General features: G+C 69.9%; 15 protein-coding genes. 6 read left to right on the top strand and 9 right to left on the bottom strand.

Annotated elements, in window-relative coordinates; genetic code table 11:
* Window positions 1–141: 141 nt before the first annotated feature.
* The 4 genes from NBT67_RS08285 to NBT67_RS08270 all read right to left on the bottom strand — a co-directional run bounded on the left by NBT67_RS08285 (window position 142) and on the right by NBT67_RS08270 (window position 5179).
* Complete coding sequence (locus tag NBT67_RS08285; RefSeq protein ID WP_251341246.1) at window positions 142–690, bottom strand: YqaA family protein; 549 nt, start codon at window positions 688–690, stop codon at window positions 142–144.
* Window positions 691–735: 45 nt separating this feature from the next.
* Window positions 736–1800 carry a tyrosine decarboxylase MfnA gene (gene mfnA / locus NBT67_RS08280; RefSeq protein ID WP_251341245.1) on the bottom strand — a complete coding sequence of 355 codons (1065 nt, stop codon included), beginning with the start codon at window positions 1798–1800 and terminating at the stop codon, window positions 736–738.
* Window positions 1801–1840: 40 nt separating this feature from the next.
* A complete protein-coding gene (gene ppsA / locus NBT67_RS08275; protein ID WP_251341244.1) occupies window positions 1841–4123 on the bottom strand; it encodes a phosphoenolpyruvate synthase in 2283 nt (760 codons plus the stop codon).
* 153 nt (window positions 4124–4276) lie between these two features.
* The gene (locus NBT67_RS08270; protein ID WP_251341243.1) at window positions 4277–5179 is read right to left on the bottom strand and encodes a PhzF family phenazine biosynthesis protein; all 903 of its coding nucleotides are present in this window, start codon (window positions 5177–5179) and stop codon (window positions 4277–4279) included.
* Window positions 5180–5266: 87 nt separating this feature from the next.
* Here NBT67_RS08270 and NBT67_RS08265 point away from each other — a divergent pair, with 87 nt between their 5' ends.
* The 4 genes from NBT67_RS08265 to NBT67_RS08250 all read left to right on the top strand — a co-directional run bounded on the left by NBT67_RS08265 (window position 5267) and on the right by NBT67_RS08250 (window position 7628).
* Window positions 5267–5956: a phosphoribosyltransferase gene (locus tag NBT67_RS08265; RefSeq protein ID WP_251341242.1), complete on the top strand. Its 690-nt coding sequence runs from the start codon at window positions 5267–5269 to the stop codon at window positions 5954–5956.
* Between the two features lie 69 nt (window positions 5957–6025).
* Complete coding sequence (locus NBT67_RS08260; RefSeq protein ID WP_251341241.1) at window positions 6026–6985, top strand: AEC family transporter; 960 nt, start codon at window positions 6026–6028, stop codon at window positions 6983–6985.
* A 70-nt stretch (window positions 6986–7055) separates the two neighbouring features.
* Window positions 7056–7292: a hypothetical protein gene (locus NBT67_RS08255; protein WP_251341240.1), complete on the top strand. Its 237-nt coding sequence runs from the start codon at window positions 7056–7058 to the stop codon at window positions 7290–7292.
* 78 nt (window positions 7293–7370) lie between these two features.
* A complete protein-coding gene (locus NBT67_RS08250) occupies window positions 7371–7628 on the top strand; it encodes a HalOD1 output domain-containing protein (protein WP_251341239.1) in 258 nt (85 codons plus the stop codon).
* 61 nt (window positions 7629–7689) lie between these two features.
* On the opposite strand, the gene NBT67_RS08245 is transcribed toward NBT67_RS08250, so the two are convergent.
* The 4 genes from NBT67_RS08245 to NBT67_RS08230 form a co-directional block, all read right to left on the bottom strand.
* Window positions 7690–8940 (bottom strand): glycosyltransferase family 2 protein, encoded by a 1251-nt coding sequence (locus NBT67_RS08245; RefSeq protein WP_251341238.1) that lies wholly within the window; start codon window positions 8938–8940, stop codon window positions 7690–7692.
* 178 nt (window positions 8941–9118) lie between these two features.
* On the bottom strand, window positions 9119–9946 hold the full coding sequence (locus NBT67_RS08240; RefSeq protein ID WP_251341237.1) for a segregation and condensation protein A: 828 nt from the start codon (window positions 9944–9946) through the stop codon (window positions 9119–9121).
* Window positions 9939–13520, bottom strand: a complete 3582-nt coding sequence (smc, locus tag NBT67_RS08235; protein WP_251341236.1) for a chromosome segregation protein SMC — start codon at window positions 13518–13520, stop codon at window positions 9939–9941. The genes NBT67_RS08240 and smc overlap by 8 nt, the downstream gene beginning before the upstream one ends.
* An 18-nt stretch (window positions 13521–13538) precedes the next feature.
* A complete protein-coding gene (locus NBT67_RS08230; RefSeq protein ID WP_251341235.1) occupies window positions 13539–13829 on the bottom strand; it encodes a DUF7518 family protein in 291 nt (96 codons plus the stop codon).
* A 159-nt stretch (window positions 13830–13988) separates the two neighbouring features.
* On the opposite strand from NBT67_RS08230, the gene NBT67_RS08225 reads away from it, so the two are divergent.
* Both NBT67_RS08225 and NBT67_RS08220 read left to right on the top strand, forming a co-directional pair.
* Window positions 13989–14813, top strand: a complete 825-nt coding sequence (locus tag NBT67_RS08225; RefSeq protein ID WP_425498834.1) for a M48 family metallopeptidase — start codon at window positions 13989–13991, stop codon at window positions 14811–14813.
* Window positions 14813–15049: a hypothetical protein gene (locus tag NBT67_RS08220; RefSeq protein WP_251341234.1), complete on the top strand. Its 237-nt coding sequence runs from the start codon at window positions 14813–14815 to the stop codon at window positions 15047–15049. Before NBT67_RS08225 ends, NBT67_RS08220 begins: the two co-directional genes overlap by 1 nt.
* On the opposite strand, the gene NBT67_RS08215 is transcribed toward NBT67_RS08220, so the two are convergent.
* Window positions 15050–15598 (bottom strand): DUF7504 family protein, encoded by a 549-nt coding sequence (locus NBT67_RS08215; protein WP_251341233.1) that lies wholly within the window; start codon window positions 15596–15598, stop codon window positions 15050–15052.
* Window positions 15599–15622 lie beyond the last annotated feature (24 nt).

The raw sequence follows: 15622 nt of genomic DNA, 5'->3' as shown, positions 1-15622 counted from the left end.
ACGGGACGAGCGTTCGGGGTGGACGCCGGCGCCGACGTCCGTACTCCCGACGGCGCTTGCGAAGGTGGAGGCCGACCGCCGCGAGTCGGTGTCGCCGTTGCTGAACGAACTCCATCGACTCCGATCGGACTGAACCGCCGCTCAGATGATCGCCACCACGCCCGCGCTCAACCCGAGCGTCACCAGCAGTCGCCCGACGCTCCCGGCAAACGTCGCCGCCGCGAAGCGCACGTAGTCCTCCTCCAGCACCGCGAACGCGTAGATGGAGAGCGTGTCGGGGAAGAAGGGGACCGAGAGGGCGACGGCGAGGCCGGCGTACCCCCAGCGGCGGGCGACTTCGACCGTCCGTCGCTCGGACCACTCGATCACGTCGAACCGGGAGTTCCGGAGCCACCGGATCAGGGGGCCGGCCTCCTTGGCCTCCTGGCCGATGTGGAAGGCGAAGACGCTGCCGAGGGCCTTGCCGGCACCCGAGACGAGGATGATGACCGCCAGTCGCAACTCGGTCGACAGGCCGAGGTCGAGGGGTGCGAGCAGCACCACTTCGCTGACGCCGGGGAGGGCGAAGGCGATGAGGAACGAGTAGACGAAGATGATCGCCAGTCCACCCCATCCCGTCGCCGTCTCGACGAGGCGCGTCAGCCAGTCGAGTCCGAGGACGTCCGTCGCGAGGGGGACCAGTGGTTCCACACCCCACTCTCCACCGGGGGCGACCTAAGTCTTTCAGGTTCCGACTCAGTTTGCCTCCCGACACGCATCGACGTCGCGACAGAACGCCCCGAGCGTCTCGCGGGTGACGTGGGGCATACAGACCAGACGGAGTTCGCCCCGGGCGGTCCGCGAGAGGCGCCACCCACGCTCGGTCAGGGCGTCGAACAGGGAGGCGGGCAGGTCGGCGGCGACCAGCGGAAGGACGGGGTCGACCACGTCGAACCCGCGGTCAGCGAGGGCGTCCGCGACCCACTCGGCGTTCGCCTGTGCGCGCTCGTAGGCGTCGCGGTAGCCCGCCGGCCACAGTTCCTCCAGCGCAGCGGCCGCGCTCGCGACGCCCGCGCCGCTCCGGGTGCCCGTCAGCGTCGCCTGGGACGTCGACTCCAGATACGGCGTCTCAACCGCCAGGGCGTCGAGCGTGGTCGCTTCGCTGGCGAGGAATCCGCCCGCCGGCACCGCGGCCTGCCCGAACTTGTGCGGGTCGACGGTCAGCGTGTCGACGTCGGCGTGCCCGAAGTGCCAGTCGTGGTCGGTGAACGGGAGGGCGAACCCGCCCCACGCGGCGTCGACGTGGAGGCGGGCGCCGGCGTCCGCCGCCAGGTCGGCGAGCGCCGGAATCGGGTCGACGCGGCCGTACTCCGTGGTGCCCGCGACGCCCACGACGAGGGCGGTGTCCGACCCGATCCGCTCGGCCATCGCGTCCGGGTCGGCCCGGCGGTCCGCGTCGACCGGTACCGTCCGCAGTTCCACGTCCAGCACCTCCGCGGCCTTCTGGAAGCTGAAGTGGACGCTCTCGGGGGCGACGACGTTCGGATCCGCGGCGTCGGCGAGGTTGCGTGCCGCCCGCACCGCCTGGAGGTTCGCCTCGGTGCCGCCGCTGGCGACGTAGCCGTGGGGCTCGGACAGTCCCGTCAGCTCGCCCAGCCCCGCGACCGCCTCCCGCTCCAGGGCGGCGACGGTCCGGTAGGTGTCGGGGTCGCCCGGATTGGTCGCGAGGAATCGCTCGGCCGCCTCGCGCGCGGCCGGATGTGGCCGCGTACACATGCTGGAGAGGACGCGGTCGAACGACTGCGGGCCCGCCTGCTGCATACCTAACGGCTGCCGACGGTGCGGTATAGCCGTTCCGCTCTCAGCGCACGGCGTCGAGGATCAGGCGCTGCTCGACCCTGTCGACCGCCTCCAGCACGTCGCCGACGGCGTCGATGTTGGCGCTGATGGAGGTGATGCCCTTGCGCACGAGGAAGTCGACCATCTCCGGGTGGGAGCCGGCCTGTCCGCAGATGCTCGTATCGACGTCCGCCGCCCGGCAGGCGTCGATGGTGTCGCCGATCAAATCGAGCACCGCGGGATGGAGTTCGTCGAACCGGTCCGAGACGTGTTCGTTGTTGCGGTCGACCGCGAGCGTGTACTGCGTGAGGTCGTTGGTCCCGAAGGAGACGAAGTCGACGCCCTCGTCGACGATGTCGTCGACGCCGATGGCGCTCGCGGGCGTCTCGATCATCACGCCCCACTCGCGCTTCTCGGGGTCGATGCCGGCCGCCTCCATGTGTTCGCGGGCGCGGGCCACGTCCTCGCCGTCGTTCACCAGCGGGAACATGAGTTCGAGGTTCTCGTAGCCCATCTCGTAGAGGCGCTTGAACGCCTCCAGTTCGTGTTCGAACACCTCGGGCCGGTCGAGGCTGCGGCGGATGCCCCGGTAGCCGAGCATGGGGTTGTGTTCGGTGGGCTCCTCGTCGCCGCCCTCCAGTTGCCGGAACTCGTCGGTCGGGGCGTCCAGGGTGCGAACGCGGACGGGTCGGGGGTAGAACTCCTCGGCCACCTTGCGGACGCCGTCCATGAGTTCGTCGACGTAGGCGTCGGCACCCTCGTCGCGGATGTACCGCTCGGGGGTCTTGCCCAGCGAGAGGACGAGGTGTTCGATCCGCAGGAGGCCGACGCCGTCGGCGCCCGTCGCGGCCGCGCGCTCGGCGGCGTCCGGGATGGAGACGTTCACCTTCACCTCGGTGGCAGTCACGGGCTTGGGCTTCGACGGCGGGGGCGACGACTCCTCGTCGGTGCCGGGGTTGGCCGTCGTCGTCGCCGACGCGGGTTCCACGGCGCGCCCCTCGCGGACCGTCCCCATCTCCCCGTCGACGGTGACGGTCTGTCCGTCCTCGAGGATCCGGGTGCCGCTTCCGGTGCCGACGACCGCCGGCACGCCCAGTTCGCGGGAGACGATGGCGGCGTGAGAGGTCATCCCGCCCTCGTCGGTGACGATGGCGGCCGCACGCTTCATCGCGGGCACCATGTCGGGCATCGTCATCTCGGTGACGATGACGTCGCCCTCGCTCACCTGATCCAGGTGGTCGAGTTTCGTGACGATCCGGACGGCGCCGCTCGCGGTGCCCGGACTCGCGCCCAGTCCCGAGAGCAGGTGGTCGCCGTCGCCCTCTCCCTCGCTCTCGCCCTCGTCGTCGGCGGCGTCCCCGTCGTCGATGGTCGTGATCGGACGGGACTGGAGCATGTAGACCTCGCCCCCAGCGACGGCCCACTCCACGTCCTGCGGTTCGCCGTAGTGGTCCTCGACACGCTCGCCGAGTTCGACCAGCCGGGCGATTTCGTCGCCCGTGAGGACGCGCTGATCCCGCTTGTCCTCGGGCACCTCGCGCTCGACGGTCTCGCCGGTCTCGTCGTCCTTGACGTGCATCACCTTCTTCGTGGCGACGGTGGCCTGTTCGACCTCGGCCGTCTCCCGGTCGACGACGTAGTTGTCGGGGGAGACTGCCCCGGAGACGACCGCCTCGCCGAGTCCCCACGCCGCCTCGATGATGATCCGCGGGTCGCCCGTCGAGGGGTGGCTGGTGAACATCACGCCGCTCTTCTCGGCGTCGACCATCGTCTGGACGACGACGGCGATGTCCACCTCGTCGTGCGGGAAGCCCTGCTGGTTGCGGTAGTAGATTGCGCGCTGGGAGAACAGCGACGCCCAGCACTCCTTGACCCGTTCGATGAGGTCCTCCTCGGTGACGTTGAGGAACGTCTCCTGTTGCCCGGCGAAGGAGGCGTCGGGGAGGTCCTCCGCGGTGGCCGAGGAGCGAACCGCGACGAACGCCTCGCCGTCACCCATCGACCGGTAGGCGTCGAGGATCTCCTCGCGCACCGACGCCGGGACGTCCGTCCCCATGATGAGTTCGTGGGCGCGGTCGTGCCCCGCCGCGAGCGCCTCCGAGTCCTCGCTGTCGACGTCGACGGCCTCGAACAGTTCCTCGTCGATGCCGGCCTCCTCGATGAACGTCCGATAGGTGCCGGCCGTGACGACGAACCCCGGCGGAACGGGCAACCCGGCCCCCGTGAGTTCGCCGAGCGAAGCTGCCTTTCCACCGACCGTCCCCAGATCGGTAGACCGCACGTCCTCCAGCCAAGCTACAGCCATTTGGTACGCGCAAATCCCACCAGTGGCATAAAGAAGGTTTCGAACCGCGCAACTACGACCAGCGTGCGCGACGGGACGGATGTCGAGAACGGCTTCGAGAGCGCCGCTATCGCGGATTCACACGACCACCCCCGCCGCGGCGGCGCCGACCGATCAGGCCTCCAGAATGTCGTCCTCGTCCGCCGGGGGGACGGCCAGCGATCCGTCGAGTGCCCTCACCGCACGCCCGCCCACGCGGACGCCCCCGTCGACGCGGACCCGGACCAGCCCCGGCCTGTCGACGAAGTGACCCTGTTCGAAGCGCAGTTCGTCCGGGAAGTCGTCCTCGAAGGCCGCAACCTCCCGGAGGTAGGCCCCGCAGGCGCCGCTCGCGGTGCCGGTCACGGGATCCTCCGGCACCCCTACACCGGGCGCGAACATCCGCGCGTGGAGCGTCGAGTCGGCGTCGAGCGCGTCGAAGGTGAAGGCGTAGACGCCGGTGGCGCCGTGATCGGCCGCCAGGGACGCGAGCGCGTCCATGTCGGGGTCCGCACTTCCGAGGTGTTCGAGGAAGTTCACCGGCACGATCAGGAAGGGCACCCCCGTCGAGGCGACGGCGGCGGGCAGGTCCGCACCCACGTCCCGCAGCACCGCCGGATCGACGCCGAGCGCCTCGCCCGCGCGCTCGTGATCCAGGTCGATCACCTCGACCGACGGGTCGTCCTGTTCCATCCACGCGACGCCCTCCGCCGTCACCTCGACGCCGAGGACGCCGACGTTCGTCCGGAGCGACCCCTCGCCCGCGTCGAGGACGCCCTCCTCGTGGAGGACGGAGAGGCTCGCTATCGTCGCGTGGCCACAGAGGTCGACCTCCTCGGTCGGCGTGAAGTAGCGGATCCGGCGGTCGGCGTCCCCGTCCTCGGTGAGGAAGGCCGTCTCGCTCGCCCCCAGTTCGCGGGCGACCTTGCGCATCTGGTCGTCGGCGAGGCCCTCGGCGTCGGGGACGACGCCCGCGACGTTGCCGGCGAGGGGTTCGTCCGCGAACGCGTCGATCAACAGGGTGCGGCGCGTGTCCATGCCACCGACCTGCACCGCGGGCGACAAGACGTTGGGGGTTCGGCGCGTCCCGTAAACCCTTACCCGACGCGCGTGGGAGTCGAGGCCATGAGCGACCTCCCGGACGACTTCACCTGCACGATCACCAACTGGGAGTACATCTACGGACTCTGCCGGGACGTTGCCGACGAGGTGCGCGCCGCGGAGTTCGACCCCGACGTGATCGTCGCCCTCGCCCGCGGCGGCTGGTTCGCCGGCCGGTGTTGCTGTGACTTCCTCGGCCTCGACGACCTCACCAGCCTGAAGATGGAACACTACGTGGGGACGGCGGCGAAGGGCGCCGACCCCGAGGTTCGCTACCCGATGCCCGAGGGAAGCGTCGCTGACAAGGACGTCCTGATCGTCGACGACATCGCCGACACCGGCGAGTCGCTCCGTCACGCCCACGAGTACGTCTCCGGGCGCGACCCCGACCAGGTGCGGACGGCCACCCTCCAACTGCTCTCGACCAGCGAGTTCGACCCCGACTTCGTCGGCGAGCGCCTCGACGAGTGGGCGTGGATCGTCTACCCCTGGAACTTCATCGAGGACATGATCGACCTGATCGAGGGGGTCATGGAGCGGGCCGACGACGAGACGTTCGAGCGCGCGGACATCCGAGGCTACCTCGCCGAGTATCACGACGTCCAGCGCATCGAGATGGAGATCGCCCAGCCCGACCGCCTCGACGAGGTGCTCGCGGAGATGGAGCGCCGCGGCGTCGTCGAGTCGACGGGGGACGCCTGGCGTCCGGCGTAGCGTGTCCCGATCAGGACCCCCGGCGCCGATCCGCGACGAGCGGTACGCGGGCCGCCCGGGAGCCCCCGCGTGAACTCGCTGTTCTCCATCTTCGCGACGGCCATCCTCCCCATCGTCGCCCTCGCCGGGGTTGGGGTGGTCCTCGGTCGACTCCGCGACGTCGACATCGAGCCGCTGAACACCGTCGCCGTGTACGTCCTCGTTCCGGCGCTCATCTTCCACAGCATCGCAACCGCGTCGTTCGGGGGGCCGACGCTCGTCCGCATCGGCGTCGCCACCGCGGCCTACCTGCTCGCGATGGTCGTCATCGCGGAGGCCGTCGGCCGCCTCACGGGGGAGTCCGAGCCGATCCTCAGCGCGCTCGTCCTCGTGAGCGCGTTCCCCAACTCCGGCAACTTCGGGATCCCCCTCTCGGAGTTCGCCTTCGGCGCCGACGGCCGGAGCACCGCGGTCCTCTTCCTGACCGTCCAGTCGGTGCTCATCTACACCGGCGGCGTCTACGTCGCCCAGCGCAGCGGCGGCACCCGCGGGCTCGGCGGCACGAAACGCGCCCTCAAGATCCCCCTCGTCTACGCCGTCGTCGCCGCCCTCCTCGCGCGCGGCCTCGGCCTCGTCCCACCCCCCGACAGCACCGCGATGGCGACGCTCGAACTCGTCGGCAACGCCGCGATTCCGCTCCTGTTGCTCATCCTCGGCATCCAGCTCTCCGACACCGACTACGGCGCCGCGCTCGCGAGCGTCGGGAAGGCGACGGTCCTGAAACTGGGCGTCGCGCCGCTCGTCGGGGCGGCCATCGCCCTCGCCGTCGGGTTCCGGAACCCCACCGTCGCGCGCACGTTCGTCCTCGAGTGTGCGACGCCGGCGGCCATCACCCCCCTCCTGCTGGTCGTCGAGTTCGGCGGCGAGTCCGTCGGCGACGGCCTCTCGGTCGCCGAGTACGTCAGCACGACCGTCCTCGTCACGACGGTCCTGAGCGTCCCCCTCCTGACGCTGCTCATCGCGCTTCTGGAGTCGGGACTGCTGGTCTGACGGGGGCTCCAGCCCCGGGAGCCGGCCCCGGCCGCGACGTTTAAGCCACCGCCGGACCCATGTCGGGCGAATGCGCGAGAGAGACGGCCTCGATTGGCTCCTCGTCGCCGTCGTCGCGATCCTGACGGCGGTCCACGTGCCCCCGTTCCACGTCGTCAGGCGCGAGACGGTCGAACTCGCCCACGAGACCGGCATCGCCGCCGTCGTTGACCTGCTGGTCGACGTGCGCGTCGCCGTCGTCCTGCTCGCGGTGCTCGGCCTCGCCATCCTGCTCGTCGTCACCGACACCGTTCCCACGCGCGAGTGACGGGGACCGACTGCGGAGGGTCCACGACGCCGACGCGAAGTCGAAGGGGATAAACCGCCATCGGGAGAGCATGGCACCATGTCCGACGCAGGGGGTGAGGATCACGTCGCCCCCATCGGGAGCGACGAGGCGGTCAGCGAAGCCATCGTCCGCGCCCTCGCCGCCGTCTCGAACCGGCCGCCCGCCGAACTGTCGCCGCTGGCGAGAGTCGTGGATCCGGACGCCGTCGACCGGCTGTTCGCCCGCTCGGCCACGGTCGAATCGCTCCGGTTCTCCTACGAGGGGTACGAGGTGACGGTCGAACCGAACCGCGTCCGGGTCCGCGACCGTCGGTAGCCGGCGGCCGTCGTCGCCTCGCGGTACCGTCCGGGCGGCGGTCCGTCGAACGGCGACCGCACTAGTCGTCGAAGACCGTCCACTCGAAGGCCTCGGGCGACCCCCGGATCAGCCGTTCGCTCCCGTCGTGGTCGGCGATGGCCCCCTCCTCCAGGCCGGCGTTCACCCGTTCGATCGTCGCCGGCGCCACCTTCTCGGTCACCTCGAAGGTGTCGACCGGCCGGACCAGCCCCCACATCGCCCCGAGGGCGTGCAGGACGACGCCGACGGGCGTCGCGAGCAGGAAGACCGGCCAGAGCAGCGGGTGCTTGCGGTAGGCGACCAGCCCCGCCAGCGTGTAGAGGACGAGTATCCCGAGCAGGGCGGTCGAGAGCGCGACGTAACTGTCGAGCGTCGCCGCGGACCCCGGGAACGCGTACGCGCCGACGACCAGGAGGGGGACGAGCGGCGAGAGCGCCCACGCGACGACCCGCGTGAAGGCGAGCGGCCGGTAGCGAAGCGGGAGGGCGGCGTCGTCGCGCATCGTCCCGGAGATCCAGCGGCGCCGCTGTTTGAGCATCGCCCACACCGACGGCGGCGCCTGGTTGCGAAAGCGGGCGTCGACCAGCCGGTAACTGATCGACCGCTCGTCGGCCGCCCGCCAGACGAAGTTCGTGTCCTCGGTGATCGTCCGGGCGTCCCAGGTGATCGACTGTTCCAGGCCGTGCCGGATCGCGACGCCACCCCCCCACGCGTACAGCGGGTAGCGAAGCCGGTGGAAGCCGAACTGCTCGAACTGGTAGCCGATCCGGAACACCTCACACAGGTACGTCAGTCGCGACCCGGTGTAGATCGGTTTCTCGGTGAACTGGACCACGTCGGCGTCCGGGAGCCCCGTCAACTCCGTCACGAGCGTGTCCTCGTCGAGATACAGCACGTACTCGCGGTCGCAGTCGACGTTCCGGCGCGCCCACTCCAGCGCCCGGCCCTTGTTGGTCGCGGTACAGTCGAACGAGTCGGGGACGACGTCGACGACCGCGCCGTCGACGTCGACGTCCCGCTCGGCGATCACGTGGACGTCGGTCACCGCCTCGGGCAACGCGTCGACGGTTCCCTGGACGACCGCCTCGGCGTCGACGGTGAGGATCCGCACCTGCACCTCGTCGAGGCCCCACCGCTCCGCCCGGTCCGCTCGCCACCCCCACGAGAGGACGAGCGTCTCGACCAGCCACCAGCCAGCCGACGCGCCGTACAGGACGAGGGCGAGCCACAGCAGCGCGACGAGGGCGACGAGCAACGGACGGTCGGGGAGCGTCGGCAGCGCCACCAGCATCGACTCGGCGTTGCGACGCCCGTGGCTTACGCGTTCCGACCCCGACGCGCCGCCGGGGCGACCCCGACGCGCCGCTCCGAGCGAACTGTACTCGCGACGGCCTCGTCACCGACCGGTTCGGGGCCGTCGGTCTCAGTCCGCGACGGCCTCGTCACCGACCGGTTCGGAGCCGTCGGTCTCAGTCCGCGACGGCCTCGTCACCGACCCTCGGCGCCGACGGGTCACGCACCCACAGGTCGCCGAACAGGTCGTCCTGTCGGAGTCGGATCTCCCCGCGGTGGGCCAGAAAGAGCAGGGCGAGGAAGGTGTCGACGGGCGCCCCGCCCGCCTCGCGCACCTCCGCGAACAGCACCTCCGCGCGGCCGGCGTCGTAGTGGGTGCGCACCGTCTCGCGCACCTCCTCGATGGTCGTCTCGATGTCCTCGGTGTGGGTGGTCGCGGTCACGTCGCCCTCGGTCGGTTCGCCGCCCTCGCGGACGTCGTCCGCGGCGCGGTAATCGAGGGTCTGGGTCCCGCGGTCGTACCCCTGTGGCGACTCCGAGGTGTCGTAGGAGCGGGACTCCTTCCACCACGAGTTTCGCTCGGCCTCGCGGAGTTCGCGGACGAGTTCGTCCAGCGTCTCCGGCGACCCCCGGGCGTGCTTTCGCTCCAGCCGCCGGTCGAGTTCGGCATCCAGCGCGTCGATGGGGTCGTGGCCGTTCGCCGCCGCCGGGTCGCCGCCCTCCATCGCCACCTCCCACGGCTCCGGCTCCGGGTCGTCCGGCCCGTCGTCCAGCAGCGCGTCGCTTTTCATCCGCAGGAGGACGCTCGCGTAGAAGAGCGCCCGCCCCGACGTGCGCAGGTCCGTCTCGTCCAGCCGGTCGAGGAAGGCGTCGGTCGCGTCGACGATGTCGATGTCCCAAGGGTCGATTTCACCGTCCTCGGCCAACTGGACCAGGAGTTCGACCGGCTCCACCTCGTCGTCGTCCGTCCGCGGGAGGTCGACGTCGTCCGGCAGTTCAGTCATCCGCCGTCACCTCCGGTTCGGACTCGCCGTCCAGTCGGATGCCCGTCACGGCGCTCACGTTGTCGCCCTGCATGGTGACGCCGATGGCGCGCTCCGAGCGATCCAGCAGCGCCGAGCGGTGCGAGACGACGACGAACTGCGCCTCGCCCGCCAGGTCGTCGACCATCTCGCCCACCCGCTCCGCGTTGGCCGCGTCGAGGAAGGCGTCCACCTCGTCCAGCGCGTAAAAGGGCGCGGGGTTGTGTCGCTGGATGGCGAAGATGAACGCCAGCGCCGTCAGTGACTTCTCGCCGCCACTCATCGCGTCCAGGCGCTGGACCGGCTTGTCCCCCGGCTGGGCCTTCATCGTCAGACCGCCCTCGAAGGGGTCTTCCTCGTTCTCCAGGTGGAGTTCGCCCGTCCCCGCCGAGAGCCGCTCGAAGATGTCCTGGAAGTGCGCGTCGATGGCGTCGAACGCCTCCATGAACGTCTCCCGTTTCTGGGACTCGTAGGCCTCGATGCGCTCCTCGATGGCGTCCCGTTCGTCGACCAGGGTGTCGCGACGCTCCTGCAGGTCCTCCAGGGCGTCCTGCACCTCGTCGTACTCGTCGATGGCGAGCATGTTCACGGGCTCCAGCGTCTCCATCTCGCGTTCCAGCCGCTCGACGTTCTCCTCGACCTCGTCGTGATCCGGGATCTCCGCGGGGTCGTACTCGCCGACCTCGCCTTCCAGTTCGTCGATCTCCCAGCGCAGGCGCTCGGCGTCGTCTTCGAGGTCCGAGAGCGCCGACTCCACCTCGCTCACCCGGCTCCGGGCGTCGTCGCGAGCCTCCGTCGCCTCGCGCAGGTCGGACTGCAACTCCCGTCGCTCGGCTTTCAGGTCCGCGAGTTCGTCCTCCAGGTCCTCGATGGCCGCGCGCTTCTCCGCTAAGGTCTCCTCGTGGGCCTCGATTTCGTCTTCGACCTCCTCGATCCGCTCTTGGGCCTCGGCCTTGCGGTTCTGGGCCGCCTCGATGGTCGCTTCGAGGTCGTCGATGGCCTCCTCGGTGTACTCCACTTCCAGTTCCGTCTCGTTGAGGCGCGCGTCGAGGTCGTCCATCCGGTCTTCCAGCTCCGCGATGTCGTCCTCGATCCCCTCCTTGCGCTCGGTGAGTTCGGGGACGCGCGAGTCCGCGAGTTCCGCCTCCAGGTCGGCGATGTCGGCCTCGATGGCCTCGATCTCGTCGTCGAGGTCCGCGATGCGGTCCTCGTGGTCGCTCATCTCCTCGTCGACCGCCTCGCGCTCCTCGCGGAGGTCGTCGAGTTCGGCCTCCAGTTCCTCGGCCTCCGCCTCGGCCGCCTCGATGTCGGCCTCGACGTCCTCGAGTTCGCTCTCGACCTCGCGGATCCGCTCCGCGGCGTCGGCCTTGCGGTCCCGCGCGTCGTCGAGGCGCGACTCCACGTCGCGGATCTCCTCGCGGACCGCCCGGCGGTCGTCCTCCAGCGACTCGATCTCCTCCGCGAGGCGCTCGAGCTTCCCCTTCCCGCTCTTGGTGAAGGAGTAGCGCGACCCGCCCCCGGAGCCGCCGGTCATCGCGCCGCTTTTCTCGACCAGGTCGCCGTCCAGGGTCACCATCCGGTAGTCGCCCATGAACTCCCGGGCGGTGTCCATGTCCTCGACGACGAGCGTCGACCCGAGGACGTAGGAGAAGACGCCGGCGTAGCGGTCGTCGTAGTCGACGAGGTTCCGGGCGAAGTCGACGACGCCGGGATGGGCGGGCTCGTTGGGGAGCCCCCGCCGGTCCATCTCGGTGAGGGGGAGGAAGGTCGCCCGCCCCGCCGACCGGGACTTGAGGTAGTCGATGCAGGTCGAGCCCACGCCGTCGTCGTCGACGACGACGTTCGCCAGCCGGCCGCCCGCGGCGGTCTCACAGGCGGTGGCGTACTCGGCGTCGACGCTCCCCAACTGCCCGACCGCCCCGTGGACGCCGTCGATGCCGCCGTTCAGGACCGTCGTCACCGACCGCGGCCAGGAGTCGTCGCCGTCGCGGCTCGCGCGGGCCTCCAGTTCCGCGTACTCGTTCTGTTTCGTCCGGAGGTCCTCCTCGATCCCGTCGAGGTCCTCGTTCAGGTCGGCCTTCTCCGCGCGTAGCTCCTCGATGGCCGAGTCGATCTTCTCCCGGTTCTTCTCCGCGCGGTCGAGTTCGCCGTGCAGGTCCGAGCGCTCCGCCTTCAGGTCCGGAATCCGCTCGTGGACCGACTCCAGTTCCTCCTGGGCCTCGCTGATCCGGTTCGACCGGCGACGCGCCTCGTCGAGCAGCCGGTCTTTCTCCCGCTGGGCGTCGTTGCGCTCGGTCTTTTTCTCCTCTAGCTCCGCCTTGCGCGCCGCCAGTTCCTCTTTGAGTTCGTCGAACGCGGTGTCGACGTTCTCGATCTCCGCCTCGACGTCGGCGAGTTCCGACTCCTTCTCCTCGATGTCGCTTTTGACCGACGCCTTCTCCACCTTGATCGACCGGCGCTCGCTCTCGAGTTCGTCGAGCTTCTCGGTCTTGCGGTCGAGGGTGACGAACGCCTCCCGGCGCTCCCGTTCGGCCTCCTCGATCTTCTCCTCCTGGTTCTCGATGGTGGCCTCGAGGCGGCCGATCTCGCCTTTGATCTCCTCGATTTCTCCCTTGATCCGGAGCTGTTCGTCCTCGCCTTTCCGCTCGATTTCGCGGGTGAGGTCGTCGAGTTCGGCCTCCAGTTCCTCGACGGCGGCCTCGCGGTCGTCGAGCGTGGACTGCCGGTCGGCGAGTTCCTGCTCTTTCGCCTCGATGCGTTTCTCCGTACGCTCCAGCGACGCCCGCTTGTCCTCCAGTTCGGCCGCCTTCAGGTAGCCCTCGTACTCCGCCTTCTCCTCGCGGAGCGACTGGTATTCGAGGGCCGTCTCGCGTTCGTCTTCGAGTTGATCGAGCCGATCCTCCTTCTCCTCGATGCGGAGGTCGGCCTCGTCGATGCGCTCCTCGACGACGTCGAGTTCCTCGAAGGCGTCCTCCTTCTTCGCGTCGAACTCGGCGACGCCCGCGATCTCGTCGACGATCCCGCGCCGCTGCCCGGCGGACATGTTGATGATCTCGGTCACGTCGCCCTGCATGACGACGTTGTACCCCTCCGGGGTCACCCCCGCCTGCGCCAGCAGGTCGCGGATGTCAGAGAGGTTGACCGACCGGCCGTTGAGGTAATAATAGGAGTAGTAGTTGTCCTCGGTCTCCTTGACCCGCCGCTTGACCGCGATCTCGTCCACGTCGCCCACGTCCTCGGTGCCGGCGGCGTTGACCACCTGCGAGCGGTCGAGGGTGCCGTCGGAGTTGTCGAGGACGACGGTGACGCTCGCCTCGCGGGGACCGGACCGATCCGCGCCGTCCTCGTGCCCCGGGTTGTAGATGAGGTCCGTGAGCTTCTCGGCGCGGATGCCCCGGGTCCGGGCCAGCCCCAGAGCGAAGAGGACGCCGTCGATGATGTTGCTCTTGCCGGAGCCGTTCGGCCCCGTGATGACGGTGAAGTCCTCGTAGAACGGGATGCGCGTCTTTCGGCCGAAGCTCTTGAAGTCGTCGAGTACCAGCTCGGTGATGTGCATGAGGGGTGGTGGCCCCGATCAGGCGACGATGATGTCGTTCCCGTCCGAATCGGAGCCGTCGTCGTCTTCCGCCTCGGTTCCGGCGTCTACCTCTTCCTCCTCCTCGGCCGCGTCCCCCGGTTCCGGGGTGGGCTCGGTCTCGGCCGGGTCGGACTCGCGGGGTTCCGGTGCTCGCGTGTGCTCGACGCCCTCGTCGGCTTCGAGCTGTCGCAGCCGTTCCCGCGTCTCGACCAGTTCCTCGGTGAGACCGTCCACGGCGGCCTGCAGTTCCGCGACCTGCGATTCGAGCTCCTCCACCCTGTTGCTCATGCACCAATCAGGCGCCCCCGAACGTATAAAGGTACGTCAGACATCCACACTCCCCACGGTCGCCGGGTCGATCCGTGCGTGACCGACGGTTCGGGCGATCGTGAATCGGTACCACGGCGAACCGCCGAACATTAGTGGCCGCGGGCGCGACTCCCTCCCATGCGCCACGTCGGACTGAAAGCGCGGATGGCGGTCGTGGGATCGATCCTCTTCGGGTTCTACGCCGTCGCCGCCGTCGTCGTGATGGGGATGTTCGGAACCGGCGTGTTCCCGCTGGTGATCGTCGGTAGCGTCGTCTTCGTCGGCGTCCAGTACAAACTCGGGAAGTGGATGGCGCTGCGCAGCGTCGGCGCCGACGACCTCCCGGAGGATCGCTACCCAGAGATCCACCGCCGTGTCGAGTCGCTCTCGAAGGACATGGGCATCGACAAGCCGCGGCTGATGATCGCCCGGATGGGCGTTCCCAACGCCTTCGCTGTCGGGCGGAAGGGCGCCGGAACCGTCGTCGTGAGTCAGGAACTCCTCCGTCAGCTCGACCCCGACGAGGTGGAGGGGGTGCTGGCGCACGAACTCGCCCACATCCGCAACCGCGACGTGGTGATGATGGTGCTGGGGCAGGGCGTCGCCTCCATCGTCGCCATCGTCGCCCAGTGGGCCGTGCTGCTGACCGGCGACAACGACATCGCGGACTTCTTCCTCGCCATCGTCGTCGGCCAGATCACACAGATGCTCGTGATGCTGTTCGTCTTCGCCATCTCGCGGTACCGCGAGTACGTCGCCGACGCCGACGCCGCCGAGGAGATCGGGAGCGGCGAACCGCTCGCGAGCGCCCTGGAGAAGATCAGCAACACCGCCCGGCACCGCGACGACTCGGTCGACGAGCAGGTGAACGCGCTCTGTATCTTCGGCGACGGCGACGGGTTCGCGAGCCTCCTGTCGACCCACCCGCCGGTCGAGAAGCGGATCGAACGCCTCCGTGGCTGATGGCCGACCTTCGGACGCTCCTCGCGGCGGTGCTCGGCCTCCTGCTCGGGGCGGTCTGTCTGCTCGCGCCCGGGGCCGTGGTGCGGGCCCACACCGTCGGCCGGCGCCCGGACGGCGGGCGCGGGGAGTACGGCGCCGACTCGCCGCTCCCGGACCGCTGGCGACACCTGGTCCGGGCCGCCGGCGTCGGCCTCGTCCTCGCCGGCGGCTACTTCGGCTACGTGGCGCTCGCCTGATCACTCGGCGTCGCCGCGAACCCGGTCGAAGAGGGGGCGCAAGGTGTCGACCGTCTCCTCGTCGTGGGCGGCCTCGTGAAGGTGGAAATGCGCCGTCGCGCCGGCCCGGTCGACGTGCGCGACGAGCGTGTGGAGGAACTGGTACACCTCGTCGAGCGGCGCGTACTGCAACAGGACCGTCAGCGACTGGAAACAGAGGAGGGCCCGCTCCGTCGACTCCTCGTCCAGCACCTCGGTCAGCGTGACGCCGATGTCGGTGAGGTTGCCCGGCGACGCGACGGTCCGCACGCACACCTCGGTGTCCGGGGACGACTCGGCGGCGAGACGGTCGCGGGGGTCGCCGGCCAGCCACGAGGTGGCGTCGTCGACGACGAACGTCGCGCGGTCGGTGTCGGTGTCGGCCGCTCGCTCCCAGCGGTCGAGCCACTGACCCGGTGAGCCCGCCAGGGCGACGACGATGACCGTCGGCTTGTCCGGGCTGGGCGTCGCGTTCGCACACTGACGGGCCCCGACCGTCGTCACCGCGTCGGTCAGATGGAGGGTACTCACGGGGCGGGCGTCGCGCGGGATACC

It is taken from the genome of Haloplanus sp. GDY1 (assembly GCF_023703775.1).
Lineage (GTDB): Archaea > Halobacteriota > Halobacteria > Halobacteriales > Haloferacaceae > Haloplanus > Haloplanus halophilus.
The sequence above is the reverse complement of the archived record's forward strand: the minus strand, read 5'-3'. Positions and strand labels throughout refer to the sequence as shown.